General features: G+C 50.1%; 18 protein-coding genes. 8 read left to right on the forward strand and 10 right to left on the reverse strand.

What is annotated here, in order from left to right:
• Positions 1 to 109 precede the first annotated feature (109 nt).
• From OGX94_RS07360 to osmB, 6 genes are all read left to right on the forward strand, one after another.
• The gene (locus tag OGX94_RS07360) at positions 110 to 1,255 is read left to right on the forward strand and encodes a carboxymuconolactone decarboxylase family protein (protein WP_126317902.1); all 1,146 of its coding nucleotides are present in this window, start codon (positions 110 to 112) and stop codon (positions 1,253 to 1,255) included.
• An 89-nt stretch (positions 1,256 to 1,344) separates the two neighbouring features.
• Positions 1,345 to 3,279, forward strand: coding sequence for an exoribonuclease II (locus OGX94_RS07365; protein WP_057067367.1), 1,935 nt, complete (start codon positions 1,345 to 1,347; stop codon positions 3,277 to 3,279).
• A 266-nt stretch (positions 3,280 to 3,545) separates the two neighbouring features.
• Positions 3,546 to 5,537, forward strand: a complete 1,992-nt coding sequence (gene pdeR / locus OGX94_RS07370) for a cyclic di-GMP phosphodiesterase (protein WP_063940813.1) — start codon at positions 3,546 to 3,548, stop codon at positions 5,535 to 5,537.
• A 182-nt stretch (positions 5,538 to 5,719) separates the two neighbouring features.
• A complete protein-coding gene (locus OGX94_RS07375) occupies positions 5,720 to 5,902 on the forward strand; it encodes a YciZ family protein (protein WP_003833313.1) in 183 nt (60 codons plus the stop codon).
• A 95-nt stretch (positions 5,903 to 5,997) separates the two neighbouring features.
• On the forward strand, positions 5,998 to 6,750 hold the full coding sequence (yciT, locus tag OGX94_RS07380; RefSeq protein ID WP_003020580.1) for a DNA-binding transcriptional regulator YciT: 753 nt from the start codon (positions 5,998 to 6,000) through the stop codon (positions 6,748 to 6,750).
• Between the two features lie 268 nt (positions 6,751 to 7,018).
• A complete protein-coding gene (osmB, locus tag OGX94_RS07385) occupies positions 7,019 to 7,237 on the forward strand; it encodes an osmotically-inducible lipoprotein OsmB (protein WP_003020583.1) in 219 nt (72 codons plus the stop codon).
• Between the two features lie 91 nt (positions 7,238 to 7,328).
• On the opposite strand, the gene yciH is transcribed toward osmB, so the two are convergent.
• The 5 genes from yciH to pgpB form a co-directional block, all read right to left on the reverse strand.
• Positions 7,329 to 7,655, reverse strand: a complete 327-nt coding sequence (gene yciH, locus OGX94_RS07390) for a stress response translation initiation inhibitor YciH (RefSeq protein ID WP_257661947.1) — start codon at positions 7,653 to 7,655, stop codon at positions 7,329 to 7,331.
• A complete protein-coding gene (gene pyrF / locus OGX94_RS07395) occupies positions 7,656 to 8,393 on the reverse strand; it encodes an orotidine-5'-phosphate decarboxylase (RefSeq protein WP_257661994.1) in 738 nt (245 codons plus the stop codon).
• Positions 8,394 to 8,582: 189 nt separating this feature from the next.
• Positions 8,583 to 9,752: a lipopolysaccharide assembly protein LapB gene (gene lapB, locus OGX94_RS07400; protein WP_003833317.1), complete on the reverse strand. Its 1,170-nt coding sequence runs from the start codon at positions 9,750 to 9,752 to the stop codon at positions 8,583 to 8,585.
• A 6-nt stretch (positions 9,753 to 9,758) separates the two neighbouring features.
• On the reverse strand, positions 9,759 to 10,067 hold the full coding sequence (locus OGX94_RS07405; RefSeq protein ID WP_003020595.1) for a LapA family protein: 309 nt from the start codon (positions 10,065 to 10,067) through the stop codon (positions 9,759 to 9,761).
• A 149-nt stretch (positions 10,068 to 10,216) separates the two neighbouring features.
• The gene (gene pgpB / locus OGX94_RS07410; RefSeq protein WP_257661946.1) at positions 10,217 to 10,981 is read right to left on the reverse strand and encodes a phosphatidylglycerophosphatase B; all 765 of its coding nucleotides are present in this window, start codon (positions 10,979 to 10,981) and stop codon (positions 10,217 to 10,219) included.
• Positions 10,982 to 11,182: 201 nt separating this feature from the next.
• On the opposite strand from pgpB, the gene ribA reads away from it, so the two are divergent.
• A complete protein-coding gene (gene ribA, locus OGX94_RS07415; protein WP_003020601.1) occupies positions 11,183 to 11,773 on the forward strand; it encodes a GTP cyclohydrolase II in 591 nt (196 codons plus the stop codon).
• 49 nt (positions 11,774 to 11,822) lie between these two features.
• Here ribA and acnA read toward each other — a convergent pair whose 3' ends face one another.
• From acnA to topA, 5 genes are all read right to left on the reverse strand, one after another.
• On the reverse strand, positions 11,823 to 14,498 hold the full coding sequence (acnA, locus tag OGX94_RS07420) for an aconitate hydratase AcnA (protein ID WP_003833319.1): 2,676 nt from the start codon (positions 14,496 to 14,498) through the stop codon (positions 11,823 to 11,825).
• A 308-nt stretch (positions 14,499 to 14,806) separates the two neighbouring features.
• Entirely contained in the window at positions 14,807 to 14,977 is a 171-nt protein-coding gene (locus tag OGX94_RS07425; protein WP_003833320.1) for a YciX family protein, read from the reverse strand.
• 2 nt (positions 14,978 to 14,979) lie between these two features.
• A complete protein-coding gene (locus tag OGX94_RS07430) occupies positions 14,980 to 15,120 on the reverse strand; it encodes a YmiA family putative membrane protein (RefSeq protein ID WP_257661945.1) in 141 nt (46 codons plus the stop codon).
• A gap of 315 nt (positions 15,121 to 15,435) precedes the next feature.
• On the reverse strand, positions 15,436 to 16,410 hold the full coding sequence (cysB, locus tag OGX94_RS07435; RefSeq protein ID WP_003020610.1) for an HTH-type transcriptional regulator CysB: 975 nt from the start codon (positions 16,408 to 16,410) through the stop codon (positions 15,436 to 15,438).
• 208 nt (positions 16,411 to 16,618) lie between these two features.
• Complete coding sequence (topA, locus tag OGX94_RS07440; protein WP_003833325.1) at positions 16,619 to 19,216, reverse strand: type I DNA topoisomerase; 2,598 nt, start codon at positions 19,214 to 19,216, stop codon at positions 16,619 to 16,621.
• A gap of 398 nt (positions 19,217 to 19,614) precedes the next feature.
• On the opposite strand from topA, the gene OGX94_RS07445 reads away from it, so the two are divergent.
• Entirely contained in the window at positions 19,615 to 19,866 is a 252-nt protein-coding gene (locus OGX94_RS07445; RefSeq protein ID WP_003020616.1) for a YciN family protein, read from the forward strand.
• Positions 19,867 to 19,889 lie beyond the last annotated feature (23 nt).

Here is a 19,889-nt window from a genome sequence, read left to right on the forward strand (position 1 = left end):
CAATCTTTCATCCCCTCTTCTGCTTACGTCAGGATATTGCAGCGCAAACGATCCGGCGAGTGGTATGACGACGTGTCCGGGTCGCCACTTTTTAGACCAAGGACCGCCCATGGAACAACGCCGAATTGAAGGCAAAAGCCACTGGTATCATGAGACGCAATCCAGCATGTATCCACAAGATGTTCTGCCGCTGGTGCCGGAAGCCGCTCATGTCGACGACTGCTTTTTACTGGATCTGGCGATATCTGATGACGCCCTTTTACCTTTTCAATCCTGGTTAATCCCTGCCCGTAAACTTGCACAGATTCTCTTCCCGACCCACGTAAACCTGAGTCAGATGCACACATTCAGCGCCTATGAACGGATGAGTACGGCGTTAACCGTCGCTCAGGTATATGGCGTCCAGCGATTATGTAATCACTATGCCGCGCGTCTAACACCGCTTCCTGGGCCGGACTCCTCGCGGGAAAGTAACCATCGACTGGCGCAAATCACCCAATATGCTCGTCAACTTGCCAGCTCTCCTGCCGTGATAGGCGCGCGCGATCGCCAGCATCTGGATGCTGTCGGGCTAACCACCAGCGATAGCATTCTGATGAATCAAATTATCGGATTCGTCGGTTTTCAGGCCCGTATCGTGGCCCTGTTTCAGGCCTGGTGTGGACATCCGGTGCGCCGAATTCCGGGTCTCGATATACAACAATTCGCTCACGCTGCGCCATTTAATGCAACAAACACAACCTGGCACGCTGCGCCATTCCCGATAGAAAAACATCTTAATCATGATGAGTCGATAGACAGACGTTATCCCGAGGAACTGCAAGCGTTACTGCCATTACTGATACATTCCCCCGTCATTTTGGATTTACTCGGGTCGCTCATTTCCAGCACGCAACGTAGCGGGATACCGGTACAGGCATTTTCATTGGCGACGCTGATGACTTCACGGATTAATGGCAGCGTGGCCTGTTTTAATGAACATGCGTATTCAGCTCATGAATTAACCGAGGCCATTACCGTTCTTCGCCAGGATGAACGTGAATTACAACGTTGGGAACAACGACATCCGGTTGAGCGCGTTACCCTACAGGCGGTACAATGGCTGACCCGGGCGCCCGACCGCTTTAGCACCGCACTGTTAACGCCTTTGTTCGATCAGGGAATCTCTTCAGAGCAGGCCATTAACCTGCTAGCCTGGAGTGGATTGTGCGGATGGTTGAATCGCTTGAAAATCGCGCTGGGCGACACTGATTAACCGATCCACTTACTGAAAGAGCGCTTGCTGCCACTGGCAGAATCGCGTAAAACTGTCAGCCGCTCTTTTAGCCACGAAAATAGACAATTATGCTTCAGGACAACCCGCTGCTAGCGCAGCTTAAACAGCAACTACATTCCCAGACGCCACGTGCTGAAGGGGTGGTAAAAGCCACGGAAAAAGGCTTTGGCTTCCTGGAAGTCGATGCACAAAAAAGCTATTTCATTCCACCGCCGCAGATGAAAAAAGTGATGCATGGCGACCGTATTGTTGCGGTTATCCATACAGAAAAAGATCGTGAGTCTGCTGAGCCGGAAGAACTGATCGAACCCTTCCTGACGCGCTTCGTGGGTAAAGTTCAGGGCAAAAATGACCGTCTGTCCATTGTGCCGGATCATCCGTTACTGAAAGATGCTATTCCTTGTCGTGCAGCCCGCGGCGTTGAACATGAATTTAAAGAAGGCGACTGGGCTGTTGCAGAAATGCGCCGCCATCCGCTGAAAGGCGATCGCACCTTCTACGCCGAGTTAACCCAATTTATCACTTTTGCTGATGACCACTTTGTCCCGTGGTGGGTCACACTGGCACGCCATAATCTGGAAAAAGAAGCCCCAGACGGTGTAGCAACCGAAATGCTGGACGAAGGCCTGGTTCGTGAAGATTTAACCGCCCTCAATTTCGTCACCATCGACAGCGCCAGCACCGAAGATATGGACGATGCGCTGTATGCTGAAGAACAAGCTGACGGCACACTACAATTAACCGTCGCCATTGCCGACCCAACAGCCTGGATTGCAGAAGGCAGCAAGCTGGATAAAACGGCAAAAATTCGCGCGTTCACCAATTATTTACCGGGGTTCAATATCCCGATGTTACCACGTGAATTGTCTGACGATCTCTGCTCTCTGCGCGCGAACGAAGTGCGCCCGGTTTTAGCTTGTCGTATGAGCATTACTGCCGATGGCACGATTGAAGACAACATCACCTTCTTCGCCGCAACCATCGAATCTAAAGCGAAGCTGGCCTATGACAATGTTTCCGACTGGCTGGAAGGTACAGGCGAGTGGCAACCAGAAAACGACGCGATTGCGGAACAAATCCGTCTGCTGCATCGTATTTGCCTGAGCCGAGGAGAGTGGCGTCATAACCACGCGCTGGTCTTTAAAGATCGCCCGGATTACCGTTTCGTTCTCGGTGAAAAAGGTGAAGTACTGGACATCGTCGCTGAGCCACGCCGCATCGCAAACCGTATCGTGGAAGAATCCATGATTGCGGCAAATATTTGCGCCGCCCGTGTGCTTCGCGACAAGCTGGGCTTCGGTATTTATAACGTCCATATGGGATTCGACCCGGCCAACGCCGACGCTCTGGCCGCGCTGCTGAAAACCCACGGTATGCACGTCGATGCCGAAGAAGTACTGACACTGGAAGGTTTCTGCAAACTGCGCCGCGAACTGGATGCACAGCCATCCGGTTTCCTCGACAGCCGAATTCGTCGCTTCCAGTCTTACGCTGAAATTAGTATTGAGCCAGGTCCACACTTTGGGTTGGGTCTGGAGGCATATGCCACCTGGACTTCCCCAATCCGTAAGTATGGCGATATGATCAACCACCGTCTGCTTAAGGCCGTCATCAAAGGCGAAACCGTCGCCCGACCTCAGGATGATACCACCGTGCAGATGGCAGAACGTCGTCGCCTGAACCGGATGGCTGAGCGTGATGTGGGTGACTGGCTATACGCCCGTTTCCTGAGTGATAAAGCCGGAACCGACACCCGCTTTGCGGCCGAGATCATCGACGTCAGCCGCGGCGGCATGCGCGTACGTTTGGTTGATAATGGCGCTGTTGCCTTTATTCCTGCCCCCTTCCTGCACGCCGTGCGTGACGAACTGGTCTGCAGCCAGGAAAGTGGTACCGTACAAATCAAAGGTGAAGTGGTTTACAAAGTCACTGATGTGATTGACGTAACTATCGCCGAAGTTCGCATGGAAACCCGTAGCGTTATCGCGCGTCCAGCAGCGTAAACTGACAAATCCAACGACCTTTCTCTTTTTTGAAAGGTCGTTTTCTTTTTTTACCGACCAAATTTCAACCACACACTACACTTCTCTCATCCAGTCAAAATTATTTTTTTACTATTTTTCAGTTCCGCTGGCTTTGCTTTTTATGGATTCTGGATTACATATAAATATATAAATAAAACAATACGTTCAGCCATAATCACCCTGAATGAATCATGGCTACCCTTACTTTTGAGGCTTTATGCGCTTTAAACGGGATAGTACACATCATGAAAGACGTCCGGGAGCTGGTTACGTTGTATAGCTATGTGGGCACTCATAACCCCTACTGGCGTTTGTCAGAGGATTGCAACATCCTGCATTTCTCTATTGATGAAACAGCAGAAGCTGAGCAGACCATCGAATTATCACCCGAACAGGCCGACCGCATTCGCGAGATGACGGTAATTACGTCAAGCCTGTTGATGACGTTACCCATTGAAGATGACGATATTCCGGTACATTTGGTCGGGCGTAAAATCAATAAGCGCGAATGGGCCGGTAGCGCATCAGCCTGGGATGACACCCCTTCCGTCGCACGCGACCTGGCTCAAGGTCTCTCTTTTGCCGAACAGGTGGTTTCAGAAGCCAATTCCGTTATTGTCATTCTTGACCGAATGGGCAACATTCAGCGTTTTAACCGTTTGTGCGAAGAGTACACCGGACTCAGAGAACGTGAAGTCATTGGCCAAAGCGTATTCACACTGTTTATGAGTCGACGTGAAGCCGCAGCCTCCAGACGTAACATCGAGGTCTTTTTTCGCGAAGGCAACTCATATGAGGTCGAACGTTGGGTAAAGACCTGCAAAGGTCAGCGCCTGTTTCTTTTTCGCAACAAGTTTGTACATAACGGTAGCGGCAAGAACGAAATATTTCTGATCTGTTCCGGCACCGATATCACTGAAGAACGCCGCGCGCAGGAACGCCTGCGGATGTTGGCTAATACCGACTCCATCACCGGATTACCGAACCGTAACGCCATTCATGAGCTGATAAGCGACGCGATTGAGAACGCAGGTGATACTCAGGTTGGGATTGTATATCTCGATCTTGATAACTTCAAAAAGGTGAACGATGCCTACGGGCATATGTTTGGCGATCAGCTACTACAGAGTGTGTCGCTTGCAATCCTCAGTTGTCTTGACGACAACCAGCTATTAGCTCGGTTTGGCGGTGATGAATTTATCGTCCTTGCCACCGAAACGTCCCAGAGCACACTGGAGGCTACCGCATCGCGCATTCTGACACGCCTGCGTCAACCCTTTCGCATTGGCCTGATTGAAGTCTATACAGGCTGCTCTATTGGTATTTCCCTCGCTCCACAGCATGGTCAGGACTGCGAAAGCGTCATTCGTAACGCCGATACCGCCATGTACACCGCGAAAGAAGGCGGCCGCGGACAGTTTTGTGTTTTCTCTCCGGAAATGAATCAGCGGGTTTTTGAATACCTGTGGCTGGATACTAACCTGCGCAAGGCGCTGGAAAACGATCAACTGGTTATCCATTATCAGCCAAAAATAACCTGGCGAGGCGAAGTGCGCAGCCTGGAGGCGCTGGTACGCTGGCAGTCTCCGGAACGCGGCCTCATTCCACCACTGGAATTTATCTCCTACGCCGAAGAATCAGGGCTTATTGTTCCGCTGGGGCGCTGGGTTATTCTGGACGTTGTGCGTCAGGTTGCAAAATGGCGTGCCAAGGGAATCAATCTGCGCGTGGCGGTAAACGTTTCTGCCCGCCAACTCGCCGATCAGACGCTATTTACCGATCTCAAACAGGTGCTTCATGAACTCGACTTTGAATATTGCCCCATTGATGTCGAGTTAACGGAAAGCAGTTTGATTGAAAATGAGCAGTTGGCACTGTCCGTCATTCAGCAGTTTAGCCAGTTGGGGGCACAAATCCATTTGGATGATTTTGGTACCGGATATTCGTCACTGTCTCAACTGGCCCGCTTCCCGCTTGATGCAATTAAACTGGATCAAACCTTTGTCAGGGATGTACACAAACAACCTATTTCGCAGTCGCTGGTACGTGCCATTGTTGCGGTCGCACAGGCACTCAATCTGCAGGTCATCGCCGAAGGTGTTGAAAGCGCGAAAGAGGATGCGTTTTTAACCAAAAATGGTGTCAACGAGCGTCAGGGTTTTTTGTTTGCCAAACCAATGCCAGCAGTTGCATTTGAACGTTGGTATCGACGGCACCTGAATAAAAAAACACGCTAATGCAGTGGGATCAAACGTTGAAAATAGCCATAAATGGACATTACCTAACGATCCTATCTGCATGTAATCACAGAATATATAATATTCTTCTATCATTGAAGTTAATACTATTTTTCCCTTCTCTTTTGCCATGAAATTCTGCATCATGAAATTCAAACTCTATTGCCATTAGGATGATAACCATGTCTGATATCGACGCTCAGCGTCTGGCCGAACGCATTGATACCGTGCTGGATATCCTCGTTGCAGGTGATTACCACTCAGCCATCCACAATCTCGAAATTCTGAAGGCTGAGCTGCTAGACACGGCCAAAGAAGATGCCGAGTCTTTGCCCAAAAAGCACAAGGCTCCCTGGGAGATCTGATGACATTAACCCTTTAATGTCGCTGCTATCAGCAAACTGCATATGAGGCAGTTTCCGTTTAATTTCCGATACGATATCGCAATAAAATTAATATTATGAATTCCCGACAACAATCTATTTTGCAGATGGTGACTGATAAAGGTCAGATGAGCGTTGCCGAACTGGCAAAAATCACCGGTGTCTCAGAAGTGACGATTCGACAGGATCTGAACACACTGGAAAAACAGAGTTATTTACGCCGTGCGCACGGTTTTGCTGTTTCATTGAACAGCGATGATGTGGAAACGCGCATGATGACTAATTTTACGCTGAAGCGTGAGCTGGCCGAATTCGCCGCATCGCTGGTAAGCCCAGGCGAGTCCGTATTCATTGAAAACGGCAGCAGCAATGCGCTCTTGGCCAGAACGCTGGCGGAGCAAAAAGATGTCACCATCATTACCGTCAGCAGCTATATAGCCCATCTGCTGAAAGAAACCCCCTGCGAAGTGATTCTCCTTGGCGGCATCTATCAGAAAAAAAGCGAAAGCATGGTGGGGCCCTTAACTCGCCAGTTTATCCAGCAGGTACACTTCAGCAAGGCCTTTATCGGCATTGATGGCTGGCAGGCTGACACCGGCTTCACCGGACGCGACATGATGCGTTCTGATGTGGTTAACGCGGTGCTGGAAAAAGGTGCAGAAGTTATTGTGCTTACTGACAGCTCAAAATTCGAAGCCATTCACCCTTACACGCTGGGTCCATTAGAGCGATTCAGCCGCGTAGTCACGGATTCCAGACTCAGCGCCAGCGTACAAATGCAGCTTGAGCACTCGGGTTTAACCGTCAATATCATTGATGCGCACGCATAAAATCTTCAGCAGATGATTTGTCAGTCGGCAAATCATCTCCTCTCTGAGAGTTATCTGACAGTCCAATTAAGACTTTTTACCTGTCGTTAACAGGATTAAGTCGTAAAATTAATGTTAGCGATATAACAGGAACGAACCTCCAATCTCAGGATAGTGTTTGTCATGCCTTCGCTAAACGGTTTCACGGAAATATCTTCGTTAGCCTAAATTTAGCGCTATTCTTAAAGAACACTGGATTCCGTGAATCAATAATTCAGGAGAAAGTATTATGTTAGTAACGAGCAAAAAAATGACCGCTGCCATTTTGGCGATTACTCTGGCAATGTCGCTGAGTGCCTGCTCTAACTGGTCCAAACGTGACCGTAACACCGCAATTGGTGCTGGTGCTGGTGCAATCGGTGGTGCAGTCCTGACTGACGGCAGCACGCTGGGAACGCTGGGTGGTGCTGCAGTAGGTGGTATTATTGGCCACCAGGTGGGTAAATAATTTACGGTTAAACGGCTCGATATAATAATACGTTTACTTTTTCAGGTCTGTATTATTAAAAAGCCACGGAAAAATTCCGTGGCTTTTTTTATTAACCGCCAGCCAATTTAACTTTCATTCCTTTGGCTTCCAGCAGCGATTTAATCAGGTCGCGTTTATCACCCTGTATCTCAATCACGCCATCCTTCACTACCCCGCCGCAACCACATTTTTTCTTCAGTTCCGCAGCTAATTTGGTCAGTTCAGCATCGTCCTGATCTATTCCAGTAATCAGGCACACACCCTTACCTTTGCGGCCACTGGTCTGTCGTTGGATGCGGACAATGCCATCGCCTTTGGGACGCTCTGGGACGGCTTTTGGTTCATCAATACGCCCGGTGTCAGTTGAGTAGACCAGACGAGAATTTGAGTCGTTCATTTACGCACCTCGTTTCAGGGAGGTATTGATCATCTTCAGCGTCTGAGCCGGATCTGCCGACTGTGTGACCGGACGACCAATAACCATATAATCGACGCCAGCTGACTGTGCCTGTTCCGGCGTCATAATACGACGCTGGTCGCCTGCCTCGCTGCCTTCAGGACGAATACCGGGCGTTACCAGTTTAAATGCCTGGCCAAATGCCTGCTTGAATCGCACTGCTTCCTGCGCGGAGCATACGACGCCATCCAAACCACAATGTTGGGTTAAGCGCGCCAGCCTTTCCGCATGCTCCGCAGGTGACAACGTCACGCCAAGGTCGGCAAGATCGCTGGCTTCCATACTGGTCAGAACTGTTACTGCAATCAGCAACGGCGCATCCTTGCCAAAAGGCACCAGGGCTTCACGTGCGGCGGTCATCATACGCGCCCCACCAGAAGCATGAACGTTAACCATCCATACGCCAAGCTCAGCCGCCGCCGCAACGGCATGCGCGGTAGTATTGGGAATATCATGAAATTTCAAATCAAGAAAAACGTCAAAGCCACGCTGTTGTAAATCGCGAACCAACTGAGGTCCAAAAAGCGTGAACATCTCTTTGCCCACTTTCAAACGGCAATCACAAGGATCAATTCTGTCGACAAAAGCTAATGCTTTATCACGATTGGAATAATCGAGAGCGACAACGACAGGAGAATCAGTAACAGCACGAGAAGAAGATGAAGCAGTAAACGTCATGACCAGACCTTCCTGAGGATGGGCGCCATCGGCGGCGCAAAATGGGTAAACGGCGTGCATTCTACCTGCGGCAATAGAAAATTAACAGGCGCGATTACATTTCTGCCAGGCAAATTTGGCAACGGAGGTTGAGGTAGGATCTGTTATAGATCATTAGTATGTTGTAACTAAAGTGAGGTTTTTTAAAAATTACAGCCCATCAAGTCCGCGAATAGGCTTAATGGTTGACCATGAGCGACAGGATGGGCAGTGCCAGTACAGTGTATATGCGGTAAATCCGCACTTCTGGCAACGATACCGAGGCTTGCTGCGCACCTGCTCCCCGACCATATCGCGCAGAACCATCAGGCTCTCTTTCGCGCGCCCTTCTTCTGCTTCGTTAAGATGGTAATCCATCAACTTGTGGAACACGCGCATCGTAGGATGGCGTTGTAGCTGGCGGGTAATATAAACCTGAGCGGTATCAGTCCCCTCACGCGCTTCAAGAATATCGGCCAGCATCAGCTCGGCGGCGGCGCCAGTATTCTCCTCAACAGCCCGACGTAAAAACTCGGCCCACTCATCGTTTTTCCCCAGATGCTGGTAGCAGCTTTGCAGCATTTCCAGCGTTTCGCTGACCAGTTCTTTATCCTGAGAAATCACGCGTTGTAGACATTCGACGGCCTTCGCGTAATCGCCTTTCACCATGTACACACGGCCCATCATGATGGAAACACGGGCACTGTTTTTGTCTGCCGCAGCCCCTTTTTTCAACAGCGTCATGGCGCGATCCATATCGTCGCTACCCATCTGCTGTAAGGCCAGTTCGCAGTAGAAGTGAGCTATCTCAATACGCTGTTTATCTTTACCGAGCTTCACCAGGCGTTCTGCGACATCAATCGCTTTCTGCCATTCGCTGGTCGCCTGATAAATTTGCAGCAGTTGCTGTAATGCACCGACGCGAAAATCTGTTTCATCGGTAAGCTGATTAAACATGTCTTCCGCGCGGTCGTACAGACCTGCGGCCATGTAGTCGCGCCCCAGCTGTTGCACGGCCAACAAACGCTGCTCGTAGGTCAGCGAAGCACTTTCCATTAACGTTTGATGGATGCGGATTGCGCGGTCGACTTCACCGCGCGAGCGAAACAGGTTTCCGAGGGTGAGATGAGCCTCAACGGTGCCCGTATCCTCTTTTAGCATATCGAGGAACAGATCCACCGCTTTGTCTTGTTGGTTGCTCAGGAGGAAGTTAACCCCGGCGACATAGTCACGGGAAAGACGGTTAGCTTCATCCTGCTTGGTTTGTTGCGCACTTCTGCGACCCATATACCACCCATAGGCAGCGGCTACAGGCAAAAGCAGAAACAACAACTCCAACATAAATAATTATTCCTTCACAACCGACGAATCGGCAGAAACCGCAACGTCGGTCGCAGGCGTAAGCTGGTTTTCCAGTCGTTTGATTTTACGTTCGGCGCGCGCAAGAGACACACGAACCTTCAGCCAGAAAAGGCCGCAAATTAACCAACCAATCGCAAAACCTGCGGCAAACAATACAGCAAGCAGCGTAGAGATACGATACTCACCCTGAGCCAGCAGGTAATTAAACGTAACCTGTTGATCGTTTTGCGCACCTAATGTCACCGAAATAACAAAAATCGCCAACACCAGTAAGAAAATGAGTAAATATTTCACATTACTTCCCGTTATGTGGTTTGAGCGAATAAATCGTGTACAACTTACCGCGTTGAGCCCTTTAAATTACCATTTTCACAACGAGTGCGAAACGGAAAAGCGCTTTCCCCTTTCTGATTTAAGGGCAAAATTCGAAAAATCAATCATGGCTAACTTTCTTGTTCACGCTGAGCGATTTCTTTTTCCTCCTGCACAGGCGGCGTTAATGGTCCGCATACCCGCTGCGCAAGCCATGTCGCCAGTGTTACCAGCAACCATGAAATCAGCGTTGCAACGACCAAATCACGGGGCCAGTGCATGCCTAATAGCAAGCGACTGCCCATAACACCCGTAGCCCAGATAAGTAAAAACACAATCGTCAGCGAACGTCGGCGTGGCCATAACAGCCCTACGGCCAGTAAAGCCCAACTGGCGGCAAACATCGTATGCCCTGACGGAAAGGCAAACCCTGTTTCTTTTTGCCAGTGCTTACGTAGAAACGTCGGAATATCCTGTTGTTCGGCCAATTGCTCTTTAACTAAGTGACCACGATCTTTACGTTTTAAAGTGTAGAACTCATCAACAGGGATATGGTGCGTTTTTTCCAGCCACACGACAAAGGGCCGAGGTTCCTGCACCCTGTCTTTAACCCAGGACTTTACGCCCTGACCGACTAAAATTGCCGCAGCCAGGATCCCAAACAGCATTACCGCAGCTTTCAGACGAAAACGCAGACACCACAGAAACCATGCACAGAGAACAACGTGAGTGATAATACCCCACGGCTGCGTCACCGTTTCCGTTATCCAGTACAGAGATTTTAGCCACCAAACGTTATGTCCCGGCTGCCAGCTCCAGCCTGATACCCATACAGCAACCGGCATAATAAGTAGCAGCCCGGCCCCGACCGCAGTGCGCTTTGCAATTGACAGCATTGCCTCTCCTTTCGTCGATAAGTCTCACAATCATAACTGAAAAAAGCGCATGCCGGGGAAATTGACAATTTTGTGCCATTCCAAAAGCGAATCCGTTGTCGCGATTAGGTGAACATCGTTGCCTTATGGCAAAATAGTGCAATATAGAACAGAAGCCAACAGGCGACGGCACGACAGTGCCAGCATAATCTGGAGAATTACATGCAGCTTAAACGTGTGGCAGAAGCCAAACTGCCAACCCCCTGGGGTGATTTCCTGATGGTGGGATTTGAAGAACTGGCAACCGGACACGATCACGTCGCACTGGTTTTTGGCGATATCACAGGCCAAACGCCTGTCCTGGCGCGTGTCCACTCCGAATGTCTGACTGGCGATGCATTGTTTAGCCTGCGTTGCGATTGCGGCTTCCAGCTCGAAGCGGCTCTCACCCATATTGCTGAAGAAGGGCGCGGTATCCTGCTTTATCATCGTCAGGAAGGACGCAATATCGGTCTGCTCAATAAAATCCGCGCCTACGCGTTGCAGGACCAGGGTTATGATACCGTTGAAGCTAATCATCAGTTGGGCTTTGCGGCAGATGAGCGTGATTTCACGCTGTGTGCGGATATGTTCAAGCTGCTTGGTGTGGACGAAGTTCGTTTGCTGACCAATAACCCGAAAAAAGTGGAAATTCTGACCGAAGCGGGAATCAATATTGTTGAACGCGTGCCGTTGATTGTGGGTCGTAACCCGAACAATGAACATTACCTGGACACCAAAGCCGCCAAGATGGGACATTTGCTGGGCAAGTAATAGTTGTTACCGCCGATAAAAAAGCCTGCTCTCGCAGGCTTTTTACATTCTAGCTCAACATATTACGAATCACGTAGTGCAGAATGCCATCGTTTTGGTAGTACGTTAGCTCCGTCGCGGTATCGATACGGCAGCGGCATAAAACCACCTCTTTACGTCCATCCGAGCGAACCATACTCACCGGCACTGTTGCACCCGGTTTGATGTTTTGCAGATCCGTAATATCGATCGCTTCCTCACCGGTTAGTCCCAGCGTTTTACGCGTGACGCCCTGTGGGAATTCCAGCGGCAAAATCCCCATACCAATCAGGTTAGAACGGTGAATTCGCTCAAAGGACTCTGCGATAACCACGCGAACCCCCAGTAAGCGCGGGCCTTTTGCCGCCCAGTCGCGACTGGAGCCAGAGCCATACTCTTTCCCGGCAATAACCGCCAGGGGGATATTCTCCTGTTGATATTGCATAGCCGCATCATAGATAGCCACTACCTCAGTTCCCGGCAAATGACGCGTCATCCCACCTTCAACGCCGGGCACCATCTCATTGCGAATACGAATATTGGCAAAGGTACCGCGCATCATTACTTCATGATTCCCGCGCCGTGAACCGTAGGAGTTAAAATCTTTACGCTCCACGCCGTGGCTTTGCAGATAACGACCTGCCGGGCTATCCGGCTTGATACTGCCGGCAGGAGAAATATGGTCGGTGGTGACGGAATCTCCAAGCATTGCAAGGATACGCGCACCATGAATGTCCTGGACCGGATCCGGCGTCGCCTGCATACCATCGAAGAACGGCGACAAGCGGATATAGGTTGAGTCAGACTGCCAGCCATAGGTATCAGCCCGATCTACCTGGATAGCTTTCCATTCCGGCGTGCCTTCAAAGACTTCAGCGTATTCTTTATGGAACATGGCGGTAGAAACCTGCTCCACGGCACGTGCAATTTCCTGAGCCGTCGGCCAGATATCTTTCAGATATACGGGATCGCCCTTTCTGTCATGCCCTAACGGATCTTTCGTCAGATTGATATTCATATTCCCCGCCAGCGCATAGGCCACCACCAGCGGCGGAGACGCCAACCAGTTGGTCTTCACGAGCGGATGGATACGCCCCTCAAAGTTTCGGTTGCCGGAAAGCACAGCACCAACGGTGAGGTCGCCTTTTTTGATTGCTGTCTCGATAGGATCGGGTAAAGGGCCCGAGTTACCAATACAGGTGGTACAGCCATAACCTACAAGGTTAAATCCCAGCTCATCAAGGTACGGCGTGAATCCTGCCTGCGCCAGATAATCAGACACCACCTTCGATCCTGGCGCCAGCGAGGCTTTCACCCATGGCTGACGTTTCAGACCAAGCGTCACTGCTTTTTTCGCCAGCAGCCCCGCCGCCATCAATACGCTTGGGTTAGAGGTGTTGGTACATGAAGTTATCGCCGCAATAACCACAGCACCATCCGGCAGCTGGTACTGGTGACCGTTCATTGTATAGTCCACTGGCTGGCGATCTTTCAGCGAACTATTCACTTCGAGTTCATTACTCGCCGAAAACGCTTTCGGGACATCAGCCAGTGCTACCCGATCCTGCGGACGCTTCGGTCCGGCAAGACTAGCTTCTACACTGCCCATATCCAGCTCCAGTGAACTGGTAAATATGGGTTCATCCCCAGGATTACGCCACATTCCCTGCGCTTTGGCATAGGCGCTGACCAGCTCAACCTGCTCCTCACTGCGCCCACTCAGACGCATATATTCAAGAGTGATGCTATCGATCGGGAAGAAACCGCAGGTTGCGCCGTATTCCGGTGACATGTTCGCAATGGTTGCCCGATCGGCCAGCGGTAAGGTGTCCAGCCCATCGCCGTAGAATTCAACGAATTTACCGACCACGCCGTGCTTACGCAGCATCTGGGTGACGGTTAAAACCAGGTCAGTAGCGGTGATGCCTTCCCGCAGTTTGCCCACCAGTTTGAAGCCCACAACATCCGGGATAAGCATAGAAACCGGTTGACCCAGCATTGCTGCTTCAGCTTCAATGCCTCCAACGCCCCATCCCAGCACACCGAGACCATTAATCATTGTCGTATGGGAATCGGTTCCGACCAACGTGTCAGGGTAAGCCACCCACTCACCGTCCTGTAACTCGCTCCAGACGGCTTTGCCCAAGTATTCAAGGTTAACCTGGTGGCAAATCCCCGTTCCCGGTGGCACAACGCTGAAGCGACTAAATGCCTGCTGTCCCCATTTCAGGAACACATAACGCTCATGGTTACGTTCCATTTCCAGGCGAACGTTTTCTTCGAAAGCATCATCATCACCAAAACGGTCCACCGTTACCGAGTGGTCAATGACAAGGTCCACTGGCGAAAGCGGATTCACTTTTGCTGTATCTCCGCCCAGACGTTTCACCGCTTCGCGCATGGCGGCCAGATCGACCACCGCCGGCACGCCGGTAAAATCCTGCATCAGAACACGAGCGGGTCGATAGGCAATTTCACGATCGGCATGGGCAGTCTTCAGCCAATGCGCGAGCGCATGAATATCATCTTCGGTTACGGAATTACCATCCTGCCAACGAAGCAGGTTTTCCAGCAACACTTTCAGCGATTTGGGTAGTCGGGTGATATCACCCAGTGATTTAGCGGCCAGAGGTAAACTGTAGTAGCGGTAGGTTTTATCTTTAACCTGCAATGTGTCCTTACTGGCTTCTCGTAGGGTCGACGACATAGCTCCTCCTTAAATGACAGGGTTGGATCCCCTGATTTCCTCAGGGTTAGTATTAAAGATAACACAAACAAAATGTAACGCTTTGATAACAACTCAAATTGATAAAAGTAGCGCGCGATACAAAAGCGCGAAGTGAGGTCAATGGTAGGGAGGAAGGTCTAGCCGTGTAGATTAATAGGATGGATATTCAGCAGGCATTAGCGCAATCGATAATACGTTGATTAGGTGGCTGATGATGAATACATGGGATAAACGATTCGATATTTAAGGTCACGAGGTAATCGTTATTATTATAAAATACGTACGAACTATTGTTTCTGTTCATCATCATCGGTTAACAGATCAATAAACGCCCGTTGTTCAGGAGAAAGATTCCAGGATTCGGGTATCTTTGGCTCCTTCTCGGCGACGGTTTTGCTCTCTTGCTCATGGTCATGAGACGCTGGCGTCACGGTAAAGTGCTGCTCCGGTGCGGACATACTTACCCCCACACGTTCCAGGCCACGAGTGCGACAATAATCCAGAATATCGCAGAGCCAAGAAACACGGCGAACCAGGCTTTACGTTTCATCGCGGGATCCCGGCGTGCTGGCTGGTTTTCTGAAGGCATCGCTAACCTCATACTATCGAAATCACTTATCATTTAGGCACCAAACAATTGGTATAATTAATCATCAGATAGGAGGAATCCTAATAAAAAAGGTGAGAAAAAGCCAGTTAATTTTCGGACTCAATCTGATAAATAAATCAATTGTTTGATCAATTATGAATATTTGAGAGTGATTTTTGGCAAGCTGACTAATTTGAAACTACTTTAGAGAACTTTTTCCATAAATAATATATGGTTAATATATAGGAGGAGAAATAATGAATAAATTCAAACTCTCCCGTCGGTATCGCTTTATGCTTATGGATACCGACGAGGTTATGGCCGTTATTATTTCTCAGGCAATTTAATATCTTTAAACATGGCTTCAATATCATCGTTGGAACGCAGCGCCACCGCCGTGTCCACCACATCACGCGTCAGATGCGGCGCGAAACGTTGAATGAAATCATACATGTAACTACGTAAGAAGGTGCTGCGACGAAAACCAATTTTGGTGGTGCTATGACTGAAGATATCGTGCGCATCCACACGTACCAGGTCAGGATCGGAAACAGGATCTACCGCCATACTGGCAATTACACCCACGCCGAGACCCAGACGGACATAGGTTTTAATAACATCGGCATCGGTCGCGGTAAAAACAATACGCGGCTCCAGACCCGCACGGTTAAACGCGGTGTCCAGCTCCGAACGTCCGGTAAATCCAAAGGTGTAGGTCACCAGTGGATACTGTGCCAGTTCCTCAATAGAAACCGAAGATTTTCCCGCCAACGGATGATCCGGCGTGACGACAATCGAACGGTTCCAGTGGTAGCAAGGCAACATCACCAGGTCGTCATACAGGTGCAAGGCTTCCGTCGCAATAGCAAAATCCGCATTCCCTTTCGAGACGGCTTCGGCAATTTGCGTTGGCGATCCCTGGTGCATATGCAATGAAACTCGAGGATATCGCTCAATAAAACCTTTAATCACGTTCGGCAATGCGTAACGTGCCTGGGTGTGCGTGGTGGCAATATACAGCGAGCCTTTGTCCGGCCAGGTATGTTCGCCAGCAACGGACTTAATAGCATCTACCTTAGACAGTACTTCGCGCGCAATACGGATAACTTCCTGCCCCGCTGGCGTAACCTGGGTCAGATGCTTACCGCTACGGGCGAAAATCTGGATGCCAAGTTCATCTTCCAGCATACGAACTTGCTTACTGATACCGGGCTGGGAGGTATAGAGCCCTTCTGCCGTTGAGGAGACATTAAGGTTGTGGTTCACCACCTCAACGATGTAGCGAAGCTGCTGTAATTTCATGTTATGCCATCCCGATTTGCGCCATCAAATCATCGTTTCTGTGCAGGCTAGTGGGCGCTGCTAATACGATTTAATAATAAAAAGCTTGTTAACTATAACCACTATATCATTTATATGTACGCTGTATAGGTATGACAAAAAATAATATGCCATAAACAAAAAGGGCCGCTTACGCGACCCTTTGAGGAGGAACTCAGCCAGAATGCTGTTATTTCTTCCCTTCTACCCATTTGCCGTCAACGAAGAACGCGGACCAGCCAGTCGCCTTACCGTCTTTCTCAGCGGCAACGTATTGCTGCTTGGTTTTACGGCTGAAACGAACCATGGACTTGTTACCATCCGGGTCAGTTTGCGGTGCGTCTGCCAGATAACGCAGTTTTTCCGGCAGGCGATCGCGGAAGCGATACAACTCTTCCACCAACGGCGCACGAGTCTCACGTGATTTCGGGAACGTATTGGCCGCAAGGAAGATACCTGCAGCACCATCACGTAACACGAAATACGCGTCAGATTTTTCACACGGCAGTTCCGGCAGCGGAACCGGATCTTCTTTCGGCGGAGCAACTTCACCGTTACGCAGGATCTTACGGGTGTTTTTACACTCGTCGTTGGTACACGCCATGTACTTGCCGAAACGTCCCATTTTCAGGTGCATTTCAGAACCACATTTTTCGCACTCTACGATAGGACCGTCATAACCCTTGATACGGAATTCACCCTCTTCGATCTCGTAGCCGTCGCAGGTTGGGTTATTACCACACACATGCAATTTACGCTTAGGATCGATGAGATAACTGTCCATTGCCGTACCGCACTTCTGGCAGCGGCGTTTGGCGCGCAATGCGTTCGTTTCCGCGTCGTCGCCTTCCAGCACGTTCAATACTTCGTTTTCCGGCACCAGGTTGATGGTGGTTTTGCAACGCTCTTTCGGGGAAAGTGCGTAGCCGGAGCAACCAAGGAAAACGCCAGTGCTGGCAGTACGAATACCCATCTTGCGTCCGCAGGTCGGGCAATCAATGCTGGTCAGTACCATCTGGTTCGGACGCATACCGCCCTCTTCAGGATCTTTCTCGGCTTTATCCAGCTGCTGAGTAAAATCAGTGAAGAAGTTGTCGAGTACGCCCTTCCATTCGGCTTCGTGATTCGCCACCTGGTCGAGGCTGTCTTCCATCTGCGCGGTAAAATCGTAGTTCATCAGCTCGCGGAAGTTTTCTTCCAGACGATCGGTGACGATTTCACCCATTTTTTCAGCGTAGAAGCGACGGTTTTCAACGCGAACATAACCGCGATCCTGAATCGTAGAGATGATCGACGCATAGGTGGATGGACGACCAATGCCACGCTTTTCAAGCTCTTTAACCAGCGAAGCTTCACTGAAGCGTGCTGGCGGCTTGGTGAAGTGCTGCGCAGGTGTCAGCTCGATAAGCGTCAAGGTATCGCCTTTGTCCACCGCCGGTAGGATGCGATCTTCATCGCCCTTACGCAGCGCGGGCATCACTTTGGTCCAACCATCGAAGCGCAGAATACGACCGCGCGCTTTCAGACGGAAATCACCCGCCCCCACGGTCAGGGTGGTGGAGTCATATTTCGCCGGCGTCATCTGACAAGCAACAAACTGGCGCCAGATCAGCTGATACAGTTTTTGCGCATCGGCCTCCATATCTTTCAGCGATTCCGCCAGTACGGCGACATCGGAAGGACGGATAGCTTCGTGTGCTTCCTGCGAGTTCTCTTTGCTGGCGTACTGGTTCGCGCTCTCCGGCAAATATTTTTTGCCAAAATTATCACTGATGTAATCGCGAACCATGGTGACAGCATCCTGGCTCAGGTTGGTTGAGTCAGTACGCATGTAAGTGATGTAACCCGCTTCATACAAGCGCTGCGCCATCATCATGGTTTTCTTCACACCAAAGCCCAGACGCGTGCTCGCAGCCTGCTGTAGCGTGGAGGTAATGAACGGTGCGCTCGGCTTGCTGCTGGTCGGTTTATCTTCACGTTCCAGGACGCTATAGCGCGCTTTTTCCAACAGGCTAACAGCGGCAAGCGTTTGTTCCCGATTTACAGGACGGAACGGTTTATCATTTTGATGCGTCACCTCAAGCGGCAACGCGTCGCCGCCCGGCGTGGTCGTGTTAGCATCAATTTCCCAGAACTCTTCTGGAACAAATGCTTTGATTTCGCGTTCACGCTCAACCACCAGACGCACAGCCACAGACTGTACGCGACCGGCAGACAGACCACGCGCAATTTTTTTCCACAGCAGTGGCGACACCATATAGCCCACAACACGGTCCATAAAGCGGCGCGCCTGTTGCGCATTAACACGATCGATGTTCAACTCGCCCGGTTTTTCAAACGCCTGGCGAATAGCATTTTTGGTAATTTCGTTAAACACCACGCGGCTGTAGCGGGTATCGTCGCCACCGATGACTTCCCGCAGGTGCCATGCAATGGCTTCCCCTTCGCGGTCAAGGTCGGTTGCGAGATAGATGTGGTCGGCTTTTTCAGCCAGTTGCTTCAGTTCAGAAACAACTTTCTCTTTACCAGGCAGCACTTCATACCGCGCATCCCAGTTGTGCCACGGGTCAACACCCATACGGTTGACGAGAGCGCCACGTTCATCCTTTTTGGGCTTTTTAGCCGTTTTGGTGGAGGTTGAGTCGGCGCTCTTTTTAGTTGCTGAGCCACTGGTCGGCAAATCACGGATATGACCGACGCTGGATTTCACCACGTAGTCATTACCCAGATACTTGTTGATCGTTTTGGCTTTTGCCGGGGACTCAACGATGACAAGAGCTTTACCCATATTCACCTTTACCTAATTTGATTCTTCCAGAATGCGTCGCACGTTGATTCACCTTCCACTGGCGACGAGACATCGATATGGTCTCTGCGTCGGCGGATATCAACCCCTTAAACTGATTTGCGCTTGTAATGTAACTCTCATGTAACTGAGTTAACAGGCTTTTTTGCTCACAAACGCTCTAGCACGACGAAGTATTGGTCGAATGTCAAGCAAATCTGTTGCCAGATTGACGAAAGCGTCACACTGTACCTGATAAAATGCGTTACGCAACTTTATTAGCATGCAAAAACAAATCTCGCCAGTTGTAACACTGTCGTAAAACCTTCATTTATGTCAGGGAATATTTGCCCATAAGGCGGGCTCAGCGTAGACTAATGTCCTTGTTTAAGGAGTAAATCATGCATAAAGACACTCAACCCATCGATCGCGAAACACTGCTGATTGAAGCCAACAAAATCATTCGTGAGCATGAGGACACGCTGGCGGGGATTGTCGCCACCGGCGTTACGCAGCGAAACGGCGTGCTGGTTTTCAGCGGAGATTACTTTTTAGACGAGCAAGGGCTACCAACGCCCAAAAGTACGGCTGTGTTTAATATGTTTAAACACCTGGCGCACGTACTTTCTGAAAAGTATCACTTGATCGATTAATACGAGAAATAATTTGCCGGATG

This window comes from Citrobacter sp. Cpo037, from assembly GCF_030332945.1.
GTDB lineage: Bacteria > Pseudomonadota > Gammaproteobacteria > Enterobacterales > Enterobacteriaceae > Citrobacter > Citrobacter portucalensis.

Coding starts and splice junctions, on each gene's coding strand:
- lapB (WP_003833317.1), bottom strand. CDS start 9,752: ATGTTGGAGTTGTTGTTTCTGCTTTTGCCTGTAGCCGCTGCCTATGGG.
- topA (WP_003833325.1), bottom strand. CDS start 19,216: ATGGGTAAAGCTCTTGTCATCGTTGAGTCCCCGGCAAAAGCCAAAACG.
- pyrF (WP_257661994.1), bottom strand. CDS start 8,393: ATGACGTTTACTGCTTCATCTTCTTCTCGTGCTGTTACTGATTCTCCT.
- yciT (WP_003020580.1), top strand. CDS start 5,998: ATGAATTCCCGACAACAATCTATTTTGCAGATGGTGACTGATAAAGGT.
- pgpB (WP_257661946.1), bottom strand. CDS start 10,981: ATGCTGTCAATTGCAAAGCGCACTGCGGTCGGGGCCGGGCTGCTACTT.
- OGX94_RS07375 (WP_003833313.1), top strand. CDS start 5,720: ATGTCTGATATCGACGCTCAGCGTCTGGCCGAACGCATTGATACCGTG.
- OGX94_RS07365 (WP_057067367.1), top strand. CDS start 1,345: ATGCTTCAGGACAACCCGCTGCTAGCGCAGCTTAAACAGCAACTACAT.
- OGX94_RS07445 (WP_003020616.1), top strand. CDS start 19,615: ATGCATAAAGACACTCAACCCATCGATCGCGAAACACTGCTGATTGAA.
- cysB (WP_003020610.1), bottom strand. CDS start 16,410: ATGAAATTACAGCAGCTTCGCTACATCGTTGAGGTGGTGAACCACAAC.
- yciH (WP_257661947.1), bottom strand. CDS start 7,655: ATGAACGACTCAAATTCTCGTCTGGTCTACTCAACTGACACCGGGCGT.
- acnA (WP_003833319.1), bottom strand. CDS start 14,498: ATGTCGTCGACCCTACGAGAAGCCAGTAAGGACACATTGCAGGTTAAA.
- OGX94_RS07425 (WP_003833320.1), bottom strand. CDS start 14,977: ATGTCCGCACCGGAGCAGCACTTTACCGTGACGCCAGCGTCTCATGAC.
- ribA (WP_003020601.1), top strand. CDS start 11,183: ATGCAGCTTAAACGTGTGGCAGAAGCCAAACTGCCAACCCCCTGGGGT.
- OGX94_RS07360 (WP_126317902.1), top strand. CDS start 110: ATGGAACAACGCCGAATTGAAGGCAAAAGCCACTGGTATCATGAGACG.
- osmB (WP_003020583.1), top strand. CDS start 7,019: ATGTTAGTAACGAGCAAAAAAATGACCGCTGCCATTTTGGCGATTACT.
- pdeR (WP_063940813.1), top strand. CDS start 3,546: ATGAAAGACGTCCGGGAGCTGGTTACGTTGTATAGCTATGTGGGCACT.
- OGX94_RS07430 (WP_257661945.1), bottom strand. CDS start 15,120: ATGAGGTTAGCGATGCCTTCAGAAAACCAGCCAGCACGCCGGGATCCC.